The sequence below is a fragment of the Paenibacillus algorifonticola genome (assembly GCF_050481745.1).
In the GTDB taxonomy this organism is placed as follows: domain Bacteria; phylum Bacillota; class Bacilli; order Paenibacillales; family Paenibacillaceae; genus Pristimantibacillus; species Pristimantibacillus algorifonticola_A.
Map to the genome: position 1 here is coordinate 1 of NZ_JBCNGR010000037.1, position 17739 is coordinate 17739.

Here is a 17739-nt window from a genome sequence, read left to right on the forward strand (position 1 = left end):
ATTTATAGTTATTAGGAGGTAATCAATCAAATATATCCTTCAGTCCTATCGCCAATTTCCCTGAAAATAGATATAGATGCTGATTACTCCTAATTTATTTCATAAATCGACAATTTCAATTCTTTTATCGTATACTATAAACCATTCCCTCAAAAATGTTTGTCGTTATTTGTCGCAAACTAAATTTTTATAGTCTATTAGTAATATCAAAGCATATTTCCTTTAAAATCCCTTATGCATGCCCTTCGCCTTTACCCAAACGCAAAAAACCTTCTACCACAATACTTCTCGGCAGAAGGTTTTTTCTACATTCATTATACATATTAAACAACTACTACAGCTTAAACCCAACCGTCACAATCTCACAAGGACCAACAGCCAAAGCTGCCCCCTGCTCCGCGCTCACTTCTATCGCTTCACCTACGCGCTCCAGCACATCGCTCTTATACAGCTGCTTGAACGCATCAGCGTTGCCGCCACCAAAGCCCGCATCCGACAAGTTAAGCTCTGCCGCCTGCTGCTTCATATTAAACCAACGCAGCACAGCATCGCCCGACTGCTGGCTTACTTTCAGCGAGGAGAATGCCACTCCTTCGCCTTCCCAAGCAAGCAATCCGCCAGCTGGTGCAAGCACGCCTTCATGAACCGCTGTCTGTCTCGCCGTCCAAGGTACTTGGAACTGGTACGCCTGCGCATAAGCACCTGATGAAGCACCATCGCCGTTATGCGGAATGATCGACAACTGGAAGCTTTGCTCGCCCAGGCACTGTGCTTCTGGTGTCGGGAATACGCCCCAGTCGCCCAGCTCGGATACCGAACGAAGCAGCGTAACGGCAATCGTATTGCGGCCATCGCGCAGCACTTCGTATTCGTTCAAGCCAAGGTTCGCTACAACAAGTCCGCCCTGCTCGCCGCTCACATCAACAAAAGCCTGCTGATGCTGCGTATTGCTCGGGTTTTCCCACTCTGCCGAAGGCTCATTATCACGCACAGCCACTTCAAAAATCGAATCCACATGATGAACCGCTGTCTCTACATCCGTCGGGAACAGCACGCGAACGCGATGATCCTTCGCCTGATTATTGAACGAAGCTTGTAAGTCTAGACTTCTGGAGCTGCTGGACAGCGCTATAACCGTCTTAATCGTCAAAGGCACCATGTCGGAAACACGCTGCGCTTTGCGCTCAGGATAATAAACAGCCTCCTGCTTCTCGATTTCAAACGTTTCATCCGCCGATGCCGGAACCGCCCATTCATGGACGATTTCAAATGCTGTGCGGTAAGCGTTTTGCTCCACCAGACGAATGGCTGCTTTCAGACCTTGCGTCGTAAGCGCCTGCTCGCCATCCGGCTGCTTGTACATATATTCATTGCCGATATCACCTGTGTTCTCATATACGCCAAGACCGCGATACACTTGACCACTCTGCTTGTCCGTCAAATCGAACGAACCATCTTCACCGATGGCGACATGCAGCCATTCATTTTCCAGCACGGCTGAATCCGCAAGCTGAGCCGCTGCAACCGCAGACGCTTCGCTCGCTGGCGCCGCATCTGCTCCAGCACCACTACGAACCCATGCATAAGAGGAGAGTCCAAGAGCTGGCACGTTCACCGCATCAAACGTCAGCTTAACTCGGCGGCACATATAAGGCTGGCGGAACTTGTCATCCGGCAAGTCGTAGCCAAATTGCAGCCCCAAATCCTGCACGGAGCAAGCAACTGCTGCGCCGTTATGATCTACAAGCACTCTGCCCGTAATATCGACGGCATTCATCCGGCGATTAACCTCTGGAAGCGGCAAGCCTTCACGGAAGTACAGACGCTCCACATCAAGCTCAATTTCAACAACACCACTGCGATCCCAGCCTGTCGTGTTATAAACAACGAACGGCAGCGCAGCTTCGCCATACGAAGCGAACACCGATGTATCCACCGCTTCAGCAATCGCCTGCGTGCTGTCCGCAACAATTGTTTCTGCAACATGGCGGCTCTTGTCAAAACGAGTGACCATCTCGCGGTGAACCTCATCCACGCTGCAGCCGCAAATGCTGTCATGCGGATGGTTTTGCATCAATGTCTTCCATGCATAGGTAAACAGATGATGCGGGTATTCCTGTCCAAGCTTGTGCGCAATGGTCGCAAGCGGCTCGGCTACCTTTTCAAGCATCGCTTGGCCGAGCTGATTCATTTGCTTCAAATAAACACGAGCTGAAGCCGTGTTCACAAGCGTAGACCAGCCATCCGTACGTTGGCTGCGCAGCTCGCCCTTCACGACCGAGAGCTCACGATCAAGTCCGCTGTTTACCGCTGCCAAATAATCCTCAAAGTTGGAGTGAATAAAATCCGTATCCGGGTACAGCTTTCTTGCGGTCGCCAGCGCCGCTGACAGATCCTGCTGAATCGGCTGATGATCACAGCCATTCATGAACAGCAGCTCGCCAGTAGCCGCATACTTCTCGGCTTCCTCCAGCTTTTTGTCCCAATAGATTTTCGCCTCTTGCTCGTCTACCGGAACCTCCATACCGTTGCAATACCAGTTGGCAAAAAGAATGCCCAGCACGCGCGAGCCGTCAGGACCTTCCCATTGCAGCTCGGAGAACGAGGATTCATAGCCCGTATCCGCTACCGTATTGTTAAAGCCAGTCGGCTTCACGCCTCTGCCAAATACCGCATTATCAATGCCTGCTTGACGCAAAATTTGCGGCGCCTGGCCGATGTTGCCGAAGGTATCCGGGAAATAGCCGACCTTCGCAATGATGCCGTAACGGCTCGCATCCTGATGGCCGAGCTGCAAATTGCGCAAATTCGCTTCGCTGCTCGTCAGGAAAGCATCCTGCAAAATGTACCAAGGGCCGATCGGAATACGTCCTTCTTTAATATATTTTTCAAGGCGCTCCCGATTTTCCGGGCGTACCTGCAAATAATCTTCGAGAATGATCGTCTGGCCGTCCAAATAAAAGCTTTTGAAATCGGGGTCCGTATCCAGCGTATGAAGCAGCGTATCCATCAGCTTAACGAGGAGTACATGATGCTTCTCATACGGCAAATACCATTCGCGATCCCAATGTGTGTGGGAAATAATGTGGGCCTTTCTTTTAGAAGCCATTACTGCGCACCTCTTCTTTCTTCATGTTGATCGGGCAGCGAAACCGCTACCTCTACTTGATGCGGGCGATAGACGGCGAGCAGCTTCCCGCTTGCATCCGTTGCGAACAGCACAGAGCGTTCTTTTTCCAGTGAAAAAGCGTACCGCCCCTTCGTCGCCGGGTCTTGCACTTCAATCCTCGCATCGAATCCGGATTCGGATACGAATACGAACAGCGCGCCGCTCTTAAATGTAAGCTTGCGCCCATAAACGCCAGGCAGCTGGCCGCCTTGCAGCCAATTCAGCTCCTGCTCGCAGCCTGCCGTTTCAAGCGCATAACGATACAGCTCCTTAATCGGCTCCGTACGCTCGTTCAGCTCCAGCGGCAGCGGACTCCATAACAGGCGTCCCTTGCCTACGGTCAGCTCAACGAGCTCGTCGCCATCATTCGCTGCTCGATGAACATCGGAAGCATCACCGGCAGCCGCTTCACCCGCAGCAGCGACGCTAATCGGAACCTCTTTCCATACCTCGGCTATCCGGCGATTGCCATATGAAACAGGGAAAGTGGCTTCGCCAATACGCAGCTGTTCCTCGCGCTGCACATTGCGCAGCTCCGCCCTGCCAAGCAGTCTAGAGCAGCGATCGCTCGCTTTCCAGTAAGCGTCCAAGCTTATTGGTCCCATCCATAATAACGTAACGCCAGCTCGCTCTACAAGTGCAATAAGGCGACCAAATGCGGCATCATCCAAGTTATGCGCACTCGGCACAATGAGCAGCTTCGGCGGATTCACCTCCAGCTCCTGCAGATGATATTCCGATGCGCCGCGGAATGGCGTATTCAGCTCATAAGCAAGGACCCGCGTCGCGCGCGTTGTCGCATCAAACGCCAGCTTGCGATTGGAGAAGTCGTTGGAATACGGGAACAATACCGCCGTATCCTCCAGCTGGCGATCCTCGAATAAATCTCGAATTTGCTCCATAAAGCTGCCAAAATCATACGATACATCGGCTTCCGGCTTTTCCGTTCCATCCGCCCTCAGCGCGCCGATATGCGATTCATTGGCATTGTCCATATAGAAGTTCGTATTCCAAATCCACTGGACGGCCCCAGCTCCGCCTGTCGCAAAAGCATACGCATATTTGCGCTCCAGCAGGCTGTGAAGCTCAGCTTCGGAACGCTTCGCTCTGCCATCTGGCGTCTCCACATACATAATCCCGGTTTCCTGCACCACATTCGGTTTGTTCGCTGTTTTGGCAAACAAGCTGTCCCACACGAGATTGTCGTTGAGCCACCAGGAGTGGACCGTCGTATAATCAGCGGCTTCCTCGTAGAAAAAGGGCGAAGGACGCTGTGCGCCAAGCGCCTCATCCTGGCCGACCGTTACCATATGGTTCGGACATTCGTCTTTAATCGCCTCATACAATTGCTTCGCCCAGCGGTTGTGCATGTCCATCGAGAACAGCACATAATCGAGCCAGCGCGTGCCATTTTTCCCTTGGTGCATATCCTGCACATCGAAGTTGATTTCTTCTGGCTCCGGCGGCACAGCGGCTTCATAGCTTGGAAGCTGCTCCGGTGACATATTCCACAGCTCTTGAAGCCGCTCAAGCGACCCGTGGCGCTCTTTCAGCCAAGCGGTATATGCCTTCTGTTCAAAAGGATCGCGCGCTGAACGAGGTCCATTCGAGAAAATCCGCGGCGGATCAAACATCGATGGCTCATTGATCAAATCCCAGTCCACATTCATCGTCTGCTTGTGGCGGGAAACGATAGCGCGCACGAATCGCTTCTGCGCCTCGACGCTGCGCGGATCGAGATAAGGGTTTCGCCCTTCCCACGTTTCCGGCGTAAAGGAGAAGAACGTAAAGGTTACCTGCAAGTCATGACGCTTCGCCGTCAGCAGAAAAGCATCAATCGAACGCAGCGCCTCCTCGGACGCATGACCGTCCACCTGCATCACGTTGCGGTATGCAGTCCAAATGCCTGTACGAATCCAGTTGATGCCCGCTTTGCGCATTTGCGCCATGTCACGGTCCCAGACCGAAGCATTCGGCAGAAACAGAAATTTCCGCGCCACATCCGACGTCATATACGTCATGCCAACAACAGGCAGCGGACGCCCTTCCTTCTGAAAATAATCCCGTCCGCTCGTCACCGGGCTACCCTCTGTGAGCAGCTCCTGATCAAAGCCCCAGAAGCCTTGGCGCAAAATACGCACCTCGCCCGATGTCGATTCTGCTCGGCACACGACCTTATAGTAGCCGCTTTGCAGCTCAAGCGGCACAGGCAGCCTTAATATCTGCTGCTGCTTGCCCGCCTTCTGCTGCAAGCGGTATGCCCATTTCTGCTGCGAGTTTTCATGCTCGACCGTTATAGCAAAATCCCACTCCGCGGCTGGGTACAAGTCAGCCTGTCCAATACTAGCCGTTCGCTGCCCTAGAGCAGCCTCATTTTCAGCTTGCTGGAGCTTTGTCTGTTCATATGCCGAAACCTCAGCACACTCAAGCTCGCGGCGAAGCTGCTGCACCTGCAGCGTCAGCATCGCCCGCTCGCCCGGCTCGAAGGAAGCATAGTTCGGCTTCAGCCACAGCTCCGTTACACCAGCGGCGCAAAAAGCGGCCCAGCGTCCAAGCTCGACTGCTCCGCCTTCCAGCCAGAACGCATTCGTTAGCGGCTGGTTAATGAACAGCCAGCGTGCGCCTGCGAAAGCTCCCTTCGTGTTCTCCCAAAGCACGACAGGCGCTGCTACCTCGCGCCCTGTGGCGGAAATGCCTTTCAGCAGCGGATAAATATGCGCGTCCATCGGCCCGGCAGAGCCCATTTGATGCGGCAAATCGCTGCTTTTCGTTACATGCGGCACCAAATTCCAGGTTGACGACACGGTAAACAGCGCTTCCTTGCCCGCCAGCAGCGGAATATCCTCCGCTGCTGCCAGCGTCGCTATCGGAGCCGCGGCGACTGGCAGCATTTCATGAATATGAAGCTCGCGGTGATAGGCTGTCTGCTCCGATTCCACCAGCCACTCGCCAGTCTCGCTGCGGCGAACGGGGCGCTTGAACGGCGCGCCGCCCAAACTGATCAAGCCGCCGCCACGCCGCAAATAGCCGATGATAGCGCTCCAAGCCTGCTTTGGGAAGTAAGGCGCATGCATATTAATGAAGCTTCCTTCTCTCGCAGTACCAAGAGCATCCGCAAGCTCGTCTGCCCGCACAACGCGGCCTGCTCCTGCGAGCAGGCCATCTAATTGGGCAGAAGGTTCCGAAGCGACCGGAAAGGACGGATCATAAAAGATAATGGCATGGTGCTTGCTCATAACAGTCCATCCTTCATCGCCCGATAAACGAGCTGCGAGAACAAGCTGTTCGACCAGGCAAACCATTTCCGCGTGAAGATGGCTGGATCATCCGAATGGAAGCCTTCATGCATAAAACCGGTATCGGCATCGGTCGCCTCCAGCATGGCGATCATGGCCAGCTTCTCCTCATTGTTATCCGCGGTAATGCCCTGCATCGAAAGCGCCATATGCCAAATATAGCCTGGCGGCGTATGCGGGCTTCCGATGCCTTTGGCGATTTTTCCTTCATAATAAAAAGGATTTTCTTTGCTAAGCGCGAATTTGCGCGTGTTTTGGTAAATCGGATCGTCAGCGGTCGTGTAGCCCAAATACGTAATCGAGAGCAAGCCCGGCGTTCCTGCGTCATCCATCAAGCAATAGTTGCCGAAGCCGTCCGTCTCATAAGCATAAATAGGGCCAAACTCCGGGTGACGATAAATGCCATACAGCTGAATCCCATGCTCGACGTCATCTTCAAGCTGCTTTAGCTCCTTCACAAAAGCCATATCGCGGAATACCCACTCGGCCATCTCTCTCATCTGCCGCAGCGTTACGACCGCGAACATATTCGCTGGAATATTGTAGTGGAAATCGCAAGCGTCGTCGCTTGGGCGGAAGCCCGACCAGATCATTCCGGTATAATTGACCGGCATGCCCATTCCGCTATTGCGCAGCGAATCGGTAGGAATGCCATTATCCCTTACAAAACGGTAAGGGGAAAGCTCGAAGTGGCGCTGCTCGGTTTTCCACAGCTCCACAATGCGGCGCATCGCTGCCTTAAAGCCGGAGTCAAAAATATCGGTCAGGTCCGTCTCTTTCCAATACGCATAAGCAAGACGCATCGAGAAGCAGATCGAATCCAGCTCGAACTTGCGCTCCCATACCCATGACGACATGTCCGTCTCATCCGTCGTGTTCCAGTGCCAATCATTGGCCGATTCATTAAAGGCATTCGCATAAGGATCAATCTGAATATTGGCCATATGGCGCTTGATCAAGCCACTAATAATACGCTGCAGTTCAACATCATTTTTTGCCAGCGGCACATAATGAATGACCTGCTCGACCGAGTCGCGCAGCCACATCGCGGGAATATCCCCTGTAATGATGAAGGTTGTGCCATCGTCCATTTTTTTCGTCGTCGTTTCCAGTGTGTTCGGGAAACAGTTTTTGAACAGCTGAAGCAGCTTCGGGCGATGCGCCAGCTTCTGCTCTGCTTCTACTAATACCTCCTGAACTGCTTGCGGCAGGGCAAGCTCTGGGAGCGGGATTTTTGGCAATCTGAATTGTTCCATAGTGGGTATAGCTCCTTTGACTATTATTTATTCTTTAACAGCGCCTACCGTTAAACCTTGAATGAAATAACGTTGGAAGAACGGATAGGCGAATACGATCGGCCCGGTTGCCAGTACAACCATCGCCATCCGCGACGTATCCTGCGGCATCGATTGCAGAACGCCTACGCTTAGCGAAGCGTTTTGTGAGTTTTTCATAATAAACTGCATGCTGTTTTCGATCCGCATCAGCATCGATTGCAGCGGCACCAAATTAGGCGAATCAATATACAAGAGCGCATTAAACCAGTCATTCCAGTAGCCGAGCGTACAGAACAGGCCAATAGTAGCAAGTCCTGGCAGCGACAAAGGCAGTACAAGTCGGAAGAAGATGCCGAACTCGCCGGCACCGTCGATTTTGCCTGATTCAATAATCGCATCCGGCACCATCGTCGAGAAAAACGTCCGCAGAATCATAATATAAAACGCATTAACCGCAAGCGGCAAAATGAGTGCCCACAACGAATCCTTCAGCCCCAGCAGCTGCGTCATGACGATATAAGTAGGTACAAGACCGCCATTGAACAGCATCGTGAAAAAGGCAAAAAAGGCGAAAAAGTTGCGATACTTAAAGTTGCGCCGCGATATCGCATAAGCGAACAAAGCGGAGCATACGACACCGATAATCGTGCCTACAATTGTAATCGTAATCGTCACGCCATAGGAGCGCAGCAATTGGTCGCCTGCCTTGAATAAATAGCGGTAAGCCTCCACACTCCACTTTTCCGGAATGATCTGATAGCCATTGCTTGCCAGCGTCGCCTCATCCGTGAAGGAAATAATCGTCACGAACAGGAAAGGAAATACGCACAACAAGGCAAAAATGCCGGCCACGGCATGAAAAATAAAATTCCATGCTGGCGAGAGCTTATGAAAATCACGGCTCTTAATCGTTCCAACAGACACAGCCGTTTCCCCCTTTTGTTTTGGACTTCTGTTCCTAGAAAAATCATTAAGCAAGCTTGCTGACATCCATCCTAAAACAAGGCGTTGTCTTTATTAAACTTGCGCACGATGCCATTGGATGTAATAACTAGAATGAAGCCGATAATCGACTGGTACAAGCCAGCAGCTGTCGTCATGCCAATCTCACCTGTGGACTTAAGCCCGCGGTATACGTAAGTGTCGATAACATTCGTCACGCTGTAGAGCGTACCCGAATCGCGCGGCACTTGAAAAAAGAGGCCAAAATCGGCATAGAAAATTTTCCCGATCGCCAGCAGCGTCAGAATTGTCATGAGCGGCATCAGCATTGGCAGCGTCACATTGCGAATTTGCTGCCATTTGTTGGCCCCGTCAATCATCGCCGCTTCATAAAGCGACTTATCGATCCCCATAATAGCGGCCAAATAGATGACGCTGTTATAGCCGACCGATTTCCATAGGAAGACGACGACAATCATAACCGGCCAATAGCCCGGGCTCGAATACCAGTTGACCGGGTCCATGCCCATCATCTCGGCGATTTGGTTGAACACGCCTCTGTCCAAGCTCAGAAAGCTATAGACGAAGTAGCCCACGATAACCCACGATAGAAAATAAGGCAAAAACATACCCGTTTGATAAAGCTTTGTGAGCCGCTTGTTCGTAATTTCGGCAAGCATAATCGCCATCGCTACCGCAATGACAAGGCCCAGCACAATAAACACGACATTATACAGCACCGTATTGCGGGTAATGATGTAGGCATCATTCGTACTGAACAAAAACTTGAAGTTTTGAAAGCCTACCCATTTGCTTTCAATAATGCTGGATAGAAAGCCATTGCGGCTGTAACGGTATTCCTTGAAGGCAATAATCATGCCCGCCATCGGCAGGTAGGAAAATAGAATAAACCAGGCTGTAGCTGGAAGCACCATTAGCAGCATGGCGGTATTTTTGTTCATATCCTTGAAAAAACGTCCTATAGCTCCCACTTTCTTCACCTCTTCGCAGTCGGATTAATGAGAGAAGGCATGAAGCGAATACGATCCATTCGCCCCACGCCTTCCGCTTTACTTGCCGTTCGCGGCTCTCCACTCATCAAGCTGGCGCTGCGCTTCCTCAATAATTTTATCCAGGCCTGCCGCTTTAAATTTCTCATTGGCACGCGGCAAATAAACTTCAGGGTCAACCGTACCGGTCATTAGAGCTGCCCAGTACTCTTCTTTAACGTTTTGTACGGAAGCAATTTCGGTTGTCACTTTCGAAGTATCAAAGTTGAAGCCAAGCAGCGGCGCTACTGTACCCGCATCATTAAATTTCTTGAACTCTTCCCATTTGTTCGTCGGATCTGTCGTATTCAAATACGTAATCATCAGATTGCCGAGCGAGAAGGTTGGCATATCATAATTTTTCGACTCGTCCAGGTTTTCCATGACGGTGTCGCTCACTTTTTTATAATGCACACCTTCAATACCGGAATCGATCATATTGCGCAGGACAGGGTCCGTATTGAGCAGGTTCAGAAACTCCATCGCTTTTTCTGGGTATGCGGAGTTAGCAGAAATCGCCTGCATCGAGCCCATAACCGACCAGTTATAAATGAGCGCATCGCTCGCTGGCGTCGATACAACCGGGTAGCCGTAGCTCGCCGACCACAGATTGTCCGCGAACGGCTGCGAAGTCGCACGGTCTGCAAACCATTTGCCCGTCGTTTGCGCATCCGTCATGGAATCCATCGTTGCGGCTTCCGTCGGAATGTAGCCTGCTTTATAATATTTGTGCATCGTGCCGAGAATTTGCTTCATCTCAGGCGTGTCGAGCACATTGACGATTTTGTAATCTGTCGTGTCCAGTGCAACTGCCATTGGCAGCTTCTCAATAATGTAGTCGTATTTCACATACGGCATTTGGTTCTTGTCCACCGCAAGCGCGTATACGTCCGGCTCATTTTCTTTAATCGTTTTCAGCAGCGGCTCCAGGCTCTCTAGCGTGTATACGCCGGACATGTCCAGCTTGTACTTGTCAAGCAGCTGTTTATTGAAGCGCCATACCTCTTGTGCTGGCAATTCTTTATTAGCTGGAATGCCGTAGTTGTGGCCATCGACCTTGGAGCCTTCTAGGAAAGCCGGGTCCAGTGCGCCAACGATGCCTTGGCCTTTCTCCTTCAGCAAATCATCGATTTGCAGGAAAGCGCCTTTTCTTGCATTTTGCACATAATCGAATGCCCATGATGCTGTGAACATAATGTCAACCGGGTCACCGGATGCGGTCATAACTTGCAGCTTCTGAGCATAATCGCCCCAGTCCACCATGTTCATTTTAATCGTAACGCCAATTTTCTCAGCCGTGTATTTGCTCACTTCGGCCATCACTTTATCTACATCTTTTTGCGGCGTACCAATCGTGTACCAGATCAGCTCAACCGGCTTCTCGGCTGTTCCCGTCTCACCGCTGCCTTCGTTTTTACTTCCGCAAGCGCCAAGCACGAGAGATGCAACCATTAGCAAGGCAAGCAGCGGCATAAATCTTTTTCTCTTGTTATTCATTTTGTTTCCTCCCCAATCTATGTTCTGTACTCTATGTTTAAAATTAACGGATGCGGCTATTTTCATATAGACCACAAACTAAAGGTATGATGTACAAATTAAAGAAAAAAACTACTCCATCCTGCGATTAGAGTAGTCCCTTGTATTCAGTCGGGGAGATTCCGACGTATTTCTTAAATTGTTTGTAGAAATAGCCTGTCTCCCAATAACCGACGGTTGCCGCAATTTCCTGTACCTTGAGCTGCGTCTCCTTCAGCAGCTGCTGCGCTTTGCTGATACGGTATTTATTAATATATTCGGTGAAGGTTTCATTCGTCTCCTTCTGGAACAGATGTCCGAGGTAAACGGGATGAATATTATATTGCTGGCTGAGCAGCTTAAGCGACAACGGCTGTGCATAATGCTCATGCACCTCGCTCAGCACCAATTGAATGACCGGGCTTTTCACATCTCTCAGCAGCGATTCCACGGTCAAGGCTGCTGCTTCCTTCACAACCGCCATCAGTCCGTCAATTGAAGCGAGCTGCATTATTTTGGCGAAGCCCGCCTCATAGAGCTCCGGCTGATCGGCTTGCTTGATTTCCTTGAGCTCCATCTTGAAGCGAATCATCAGCTCAATGGCCATACTTTGCATAAAAGCGGGCGTAATGCCATCCCTAGCGTGGCAGCGTTCGAACTCCGCCTCAATGGCTTCGTTCAGCTTCTCTACATCCCTTGCCTTAATTAGCTTCGCAAAGGATGGCCAATCGAGCGGTGCAGCGGCTTCATTCGCCGTCCCCGGCGGCCCTGCCTGCACAAGCAAATCGTAATCCAATATTTCAGGTTCATCATACAGCAGAAAATATTCCTGTGCTTTCTTCGCATTCGCATAGCTGCGCGGCGCCGCTTCCCCCATCGGCTCAGCGCTGCCGATGGAGAGGCGCATGGTGCTTTGCGCAAGCTTCGGCTGCATGCCGCGCAGCTTCTCTATCGCCTCGCGCTTGCCCGCCTCTGGCTCATCGAGCATAAATACGATGACCAGATCGCCATCGATATCGACAAACGGCAGCATCGATGGATCTTGCACAGCCAATCGCTCAGCCGCTTCATACGCTGGCGAGGCCGTCTCCTCCGTCCGCACTACAGCGGTTACCACGTAGGGCCGGTCGAGACTGAGTTGCAATAATTCCATTCGCTCCTGGAGCTCACTGGGCGCAATGCGTCCCGTCAACCAGCGATATAAAATATTATCGCGCAAAATACGAATATCGTATTCGCTGAACAGCCGATCCGCCTTGCTCGCATTCAGCTTGTCAATTGTGCCCGCGAGCGTTTCCTGCAGCTCGTCGAGATTAATCGGCTTGAGCAAATAGTTTTCGACGCCAAGCCTCAGTCCCTCTTTTATATAATTAAATTCGTTATAGCCGCTTAGGATAATCACTTTCAGGTCCGGGCGAAATTTGCGCGCTTCCCGAATAAGAGTGAGCCCATCCATCGTTGGCATCGAAATATCGGTCAATAATATATCTGCGGGCAAATCCATTAAAGCCGCCAGCGCCTCCTGGCCATTTTCCGCGCTGCCGACAATTTCCAGTCCAAAGGCCGACCAGTCAACAATGTCATATAACCCATCAATAATAAATGGCTCATCATCCACGATGAATACTCTATACATGCTCTGCCTCCTTGTCATAGGGAAATGACAGCGTGACCGTCGTTCCCTCTCCCTCTGTGCTGTCGATATCGAGCCCATATTCGCTTCCGTATAGCAATTGCAGCCGCTCATGCACGCTTCTCAGCCCGAAGGAGTCGCCTCCAGCTTCCTCTGGCAGTGCCAGCCTTTGCCGGATTTCTTCCAGCTGCTTGCCGCTGATGCCGCTGCCGTTATCGGCAATCGTCACCCAAATCCGCTCCTCCTTGCGCCGCACGTCCACTTGAACTTCATTGTCCATGCTGCGGGGCCGCAAGCCATGTACCACGTAATTTTCAATAAGCGGCTGGAGCGCCATCCGCATCACCTGTTTGTCGCCAAGCCCCTCCTCACAGCTGATGGTAAAGGAAAGCCTGTCCTTATAGCGAATGCGAAACAGCTCCAAATAAAGGCGCGCCGTTTCCAGCTCATCCTTTAACGTATTGCTCCCCTTGGGCTGCACAAAGCTTTTGAACAGCACCGACAGGCTGTAAATCATCTCACCGACATCCTTCGCCCCCTGCGAGACGGCCCTCATGCGAATAACCTCCAGCGTATTGTATAGAAAATGCGGATTGACCCGCGCCTGCAAAGCCGCAAGCTCCGTATGCTTTTGCTTGATTTCCGCCTTGTACACCGTGTCGATATGGCGGCTCAGCTCATCGAGCATATCATTAAAGCTGCGCGAAATTTGCCCCAGCTCGTCGCCTCGGTCATCCTGGATGCGCGCAGACAACTCGCCGCTCTCCACCTTGCGCATGAATCGAATAATTTTATTCGTCCGTTTGGCAAAATTGACGACGGCGAGCGTCGGCACCAGCAGCACGACAGCAATGCACAGCGCGCTGATCAGCATAATCATCTGCTTCAGCCCGTGGGCCGCTGCCGCGACCTCCGCCTTCGGCGCTACACCGACGACGATAAAGCCCGCCTGATTTTGCGTCAGCGTCGTCACATAAGACTCCTGCTCCAGCATCGCCGTTCCATAGAGCGTATCCAACTGATTCATATACGGATAAATTTGCCCATAATAGGTATCCGAGGAGTCGAACAGCACCTCTCCTGCCGGGTTTAGTACGACGATGTAGCCTTTAAGCTGGCCCTCATAATTTTTCAGCACCTGCCTGATATTATCCGATTTGAAGTAGACGAGCAATTGACCTAGCCCTTTAAGTGTCTGCTTGTCATTAATCGGGAGCCGAAAGGCGTACAGCTCAGGATCAAATTGCTCAATCGCGCGCCGCACCCAGATGTTCGGCACCGATACACGGGTGTCCTCCTGTGCCATCGCATCGGGAATAAAGGAACGCGAGGCGTTGGACGAAATCAGCTTCGTGACATGATTTTTCTTATACACATATAGAAACTGCCGATTCGAGCTGTACAGCAGCAAATTTTCGATATCCGGGTCATCTTCCAGCTTATTGTCAAAATAGTCCAGCCCTTTCGGCAAACTTGCACTCGTCTCATCGGTATTTTGATCGAGCCGGAATTTCATATAGTCATCGAACGGGTTTTGCAAGAAATAAGATAAATTCAGCGATAGCGGCTCATTGCGATATACATCCACCATCATCGACTGGACGGAATCATATTTGCGGGTCATATAGCTGTTAACGCTATCCATCGCTTTTTTCTGATTTTCCAGCTCATTGCGGACGATTGATTGCGACATAAAATCATACATAAAATAAGCAAAGGTGACGATTGTGCCCGTCGTAATCAATACAAACAGCAAAATCATTTTCATAAACAGATTATTTCGGACGTATTGATCGTACAGCCGTTGCAGCTTCAATAGCAGGCTCCCTCCTTGCGCAGCACCAGAGGAGCCTGCACATGCATTATAAGTTATTACTATACTCTGAGTTGCAAGAAATCGACAAGTATCCGGGGTAAAACGGAATAGATGCTTTCGTACAAGCGTAAACGGCTGTCGCCGTCCTATGGCGGCAAAGCTAACGTTTCGCGTAGAAATATAGAGAAAGGATGGAATCATCATATATTTTCCTATATTTCAAGCGTAAACGGCTGTCGCCGCCCTATGGCGGCAAAGCTAACGTTTCGCGTAGTAATATAAGCCCGTTCCATTATAAGGGCGAAACTTATCATTTCTTATATTTTAAAAAAAGCAGCAGATGCCAGCGATATTCGCTCCCATGCTGCTGCTTTTTCAACTTGTACTCTATGGTATAGTATGCAATGTCTGGTGCGCTACGTATCCCAGGAAATCAGGGCAACATCATGAATCGCCCCACTTTTGCGCTGCACAGCGAACGTTTCCATTTGATAGGTGATATCCATTTCCTGCAAAATATCACAAATCACCTGTGCGCGGCTGCGTTCCAGCTGCTTTCCGCCATACATAACCCGCAGCGGATGGGCAAAGGGCAGCCCGATCGACTGCACGAGATAAACGCGCCTTCTCGCAGTAAGATTCATCTGGGCAAGGCTCTCCTTCATATCGCGAATCCGGTAAAAGGCATTGGCGCTGAACAGCACATCACAAGCCAGCCCCGAAGCCTCTTCCCACTTCGCTCGTATCGCCTCCGGCACGGCTTGGACCAAACCAGACTGCTCCCAGCTGCTTGCCAGTATTTCATACATCGCCGCCGAAGGCTCCACAACAGTAAGCTTGCCCACATATGGAGCAAGCAGCTGCGTAAATCCGCCCGTTCCCGGGCCTACTTCGATAAGTTCATCCTCGCTCTGCAAGCTTGCTATAACGGTGCCCATCAGGTCTGCCGTATAAGGCGCAAGCGGATTGCGTTCATCATAAACAGGCGCATGCTGCTGCCAGTAGCTTTCCTCCTCGGCATCGCTGCTGACACGGGAATCGCTTTGGGCTGCCTGCTCCCATGCCAGCGTCCAGTAATCAGCTGGCGTCAAGCCAGCTTCGCTGTACCATTCCTTCATACCACACACGCTCCTTTCCTATTGCAGAGTCTATATAAGTTGAACGATTGATTAGCATGAGGACTATGATCGTCATTGCGAGAAAGCTTGATAAGCATTCACCAGCTGCTGCGTATAAGGATGCTGTGGGCGCTCCATTATACACTCGCTCTCGTCAAGCTCAACGATACGTCCCGCTTGCATAACCGCAATTCGATCGCACATATGACGCACCAGCTCCAAATCATGCGAAATAAACAAATAAGTCAGCCCATATTCCTTGTGGATGCGCTGGAGCAACTGGGTAACCTGCGCCTGTACCGAAACGTCAAGCATCGACGTCGGCTCGTCCAGTACAAGAAACTTCGGCTCCAGCATCAAGGCCCTGGCAATGACGATTCGCTGAATTTGCCCGCCGCTTACCTGATGGGGAAACCGCGTCAGCACCTCTGCCCGCAGCCCTACAACCTCGATTAGCTCAAATGCCTTCTCCCTGGCTGCTGCCTTATTCATGAGTCTATGCAGCAGTACCGGCTCTAGCAGGCTTTCCAGCAGCGTCCGCCTGGGATTAAGCGCGGAGTGCGGATGCTGAAACATGATTTGCAGCTCCCGGCGCAGCGGCCTCATCTGCTTCATCGAATACCCGCTTATATCGGTTCCTCTATATAAAATACGGCCGCCATCAGCCGAAATCAGCTTCAGCAGCAGCCGTGCAAGCGTTGATTTTCCGCTGCCGCTCTCCCCAACCAGCCCCAGTGACTCTCCTTCAGCAATATGAAAGGTTGTTGGTTCCACCGCCTGATGGCCTTTGCCTGTTAGCCAGCTGCTGCGGTATCGTTTGTGCAGCTCAATAATTTCAAGCATAAAGGAAGCACCTCACTTTGTGTGGGACGGTTGTATGCGGTGCGGTTTTATACGGTGCGGTTGTAGTTGTATGCAGGATGGCTGTGTGCTGGGCGGCTGCTTGCTGACCCTCAGCCATGCCGCCTACTTGGTCAACTGCCTTATTCGTTATGTCGGTGTGAGCTGCCTTGTACAAGTCAGGCTGCTCGGCTTTGCAGCGCAGCATCGCAAAACTGCAGCGCTCATAAAACTTGCAGCCAGCAGGCATATCCGTCAAACTTGGCGCTGTTCCAGCTATCGGTATCATTCCTCTACTGGGCATAGATGCAATTAATCCGCGCGTATAAGGGTGCATCGGCTGGGCAAACAGCTCCTTCGCTGGCCCCTGCTCAATGATTTGACCGGCATACATGACGCCCACTTCATCGCAAAGCACCCGCGCTGCATCCAGATCATGCGTAATGAGCAGCAGCGCCGCACCTGTGCGCCTCGCCATATTTGCCAGCATTTCCGTCACCTGGACGCGGATTAAAGCATCAAGTCCTTTCGTGGGCTCATCGGCTATAAGCATAGACGGGCTCCCGGCAAGTCCCATTGCCGCCAATACACGCTGCTTCATTCCACCGCTCAGCTGAAAAGGGTAACGCCGCAGCTGCTGCTCTGCATCCGGCATATTCATGGCATGCAGCAGACCAGCAGCCTGCGAGTTGAGCTGCTTGTTCCCCGCTCTACCTGCATAAGCGCGAATCGCCTCGCGCAGCTGACTGCCCAGCGTCATCACCGGATTGAGCGAGCTTGCCGGATTTTGCGGGATGAGGGCGATTTCCCTCCCCCGTATTTGCCTCATTTCTTTTGGGCTCAGCTTTAGCAAATCCTTGCCTTTATACAGGATGCTTCCACTGACGGAAGCCTGTGCGGGAAGCAGCCTCACCAGCGACAGGCCCAGCACCGATTTGCCGCTCCCGGTCTCGCCAATCAGTCCAAAAATTTGGCCACGCTTCAGCTCAAGCGAGGCCCCATCTACCGCCTGCACCAGCCCTTCCCTTGTCTGAAAGGATGCATTAAGCTGCTTGATTACGATAAGCGTTTCGCTCAACTTCAT

The 17739-nt window shown here is 51.6% G+C and carries 11 protein-coding genes; all 11 read right to left on the reverse strand.

The genetic code is table 11. The features are described from left to right. Nucleotides 1–334 precede the first annotated feature (334 nt). The 11 genes from ABEW34_RS26785 to ABEW34_RS26835 all read right to left on the reverse strand — a co-directional run bounded on the left by ABEW34_RS26785 (nucleotide 335) and on the right by ABEW34_RS26835 (nucleotide 17739). Nucleotides 335–3109, reverse strand: coding sequence for an alpha-mannosidase (locus tag ABEW34_RS26785; RefSeq protein WP_430163235.1), 2775 nt, complete (start codon nucleotides 3107–3109; stop codon nucleotides 335–337). Continuing rightward, the gene (locus ABEW34_RS26790) at nucleotides 3109–6405 is read right to left on the reverse strand and encodes a beta-galactosidase (RefSeq protein WP_430163238.1); all 3297 of its coding nucleotides are present in this window, start codon (nucleotides 6403–6405) and stop codon (nucleotides 3109–3111) included. Before ABEW34_RS26790 ends, ABEW34_RS26785 begins: the two co-directional genes overlap by 1 nt. Next, nucleotides 6402–7721 carry a glycoside hydrolase family 125 protein gene (locus ABEW34_RS26795; RefSeq protein ID WP_430163240.1) on the reverse strand — a complete coding sequence of 440 codons (1320 nt, stop codon included), beginning with the start codon at nucleotides 7719–7721 and terminating at the stop codon, nucleotides 6402–6404. Before ABEW34_RS26795 ends, ABEW34_RS26790 begins: the two co-directional genes overlap by 4 nt. Before the next feature lie 27 nt (nucleotides 7722–7748). Continuing rightward, on the reverse strand, nucleotides 7749–8666 hold the full coding sequence (locus ABEW34_RS26800; RefSeq protein ID WP_056041728.1) for a carbohydrate ABC transporter permease: 918 nt from the start codon (nucleotides 8664–8666) through the stop codon (nucleotides 7749–7751). A 71-nt stretch (nucleotides 8667–8737) separates the two neighbouring features. Further along, nucleotides 8738–9646 carry an ABC transporter permease gene (locus tag ABEW34_RS26805; RefSeq protein ID WP_430163339.1) on the reverse strand — a complete coding sequence of 303 codons (909 nt, stop codon included), beginning with the start codon at nucleotides 9644–9646 and terminating at the stop codon, nucleotides 8738–8740. A gap of 108 nt (nucleotides 9647–9754) precedes the next feature. Then, nucleotides 9755–11230 carry an ABC transporter substrate-binding protein gene (locus tag ABEW34_RS26810; RefSeq protein WP_430163243.1) on the reverse strand — a complete coding sequence of 492 codons (1476 nt, stop codon included), beginning with the start codon at nucleotides 11228–11230 and terminating at the stop codon, nucleotides 9755–9757. A 127-nt stretch (nucleotides 11231–11357) separates the two neighbouring features. After that, nucleotides 11358–12884, reverse strand: coding sequence for a response regulator (locus ABEW34_RS26815; protein WP_430163246.1), 1527 nt, complete (start codon nucleotides 12882–12884; stop codon nucleotides 11358–11360). Next, nucleotides 12877–14697: a sensor histidine kinase gene (locus ABEW34_RS26820; protein ID WP_430163249.1), complete on the reverse strand. Its 1821-nt coding sequence runs from the start codon at nucleotides 14695–14697 to the stop codon at nucleotides 12877–12879. Before ABEW34_RS26820 ends, ABEW34_RS26815 begins: the two co-directional genes overlap by 8 nt. A 416-nt stretch (nucleotides 14698–15113) precedes the next feature. Then, nucleotides 15114–15815 (reverse strand): class I SAM-dependent methyltransferase, encoded by a 702-nt coding sequence (locus tag ABEW34_RS26825; RefSeq protein WP_430163251.1) that lies wholly within the window; start codon nucleotides 15813–15815, stop codon nucleotides 15114–15116. A gap of 72 nt (nucleotides 15816–15887) precedes the next feature. Further along, the gene (locus ABEW34_RS26830) at nucleotides 15888–16658 is read right to left on the reverse strand and encodes an ATP-binding cassette domain-containing protein (RefSeq protein WP_430163253.1); all 771 of its coding nucleotides are present in this window, start codon (nucleotides 16656–16658) and stop codon (nucleotides 15888–15890) included. Next, complete coding sequence (locus ABEW34_RS26835; RefSeq protein ID WP_430163255.1) at nucleotides 16651–17739, reverse strand: ABC transporter ATP-binding protein; 1089 nt, start codon at nucleotides 17737–17739, stop codon at nucleotides 16651–16653. Before ABEW34_RS26835 ends, ABEW34_RS26830 begins: the two co-directional genes overlap by 8 nt.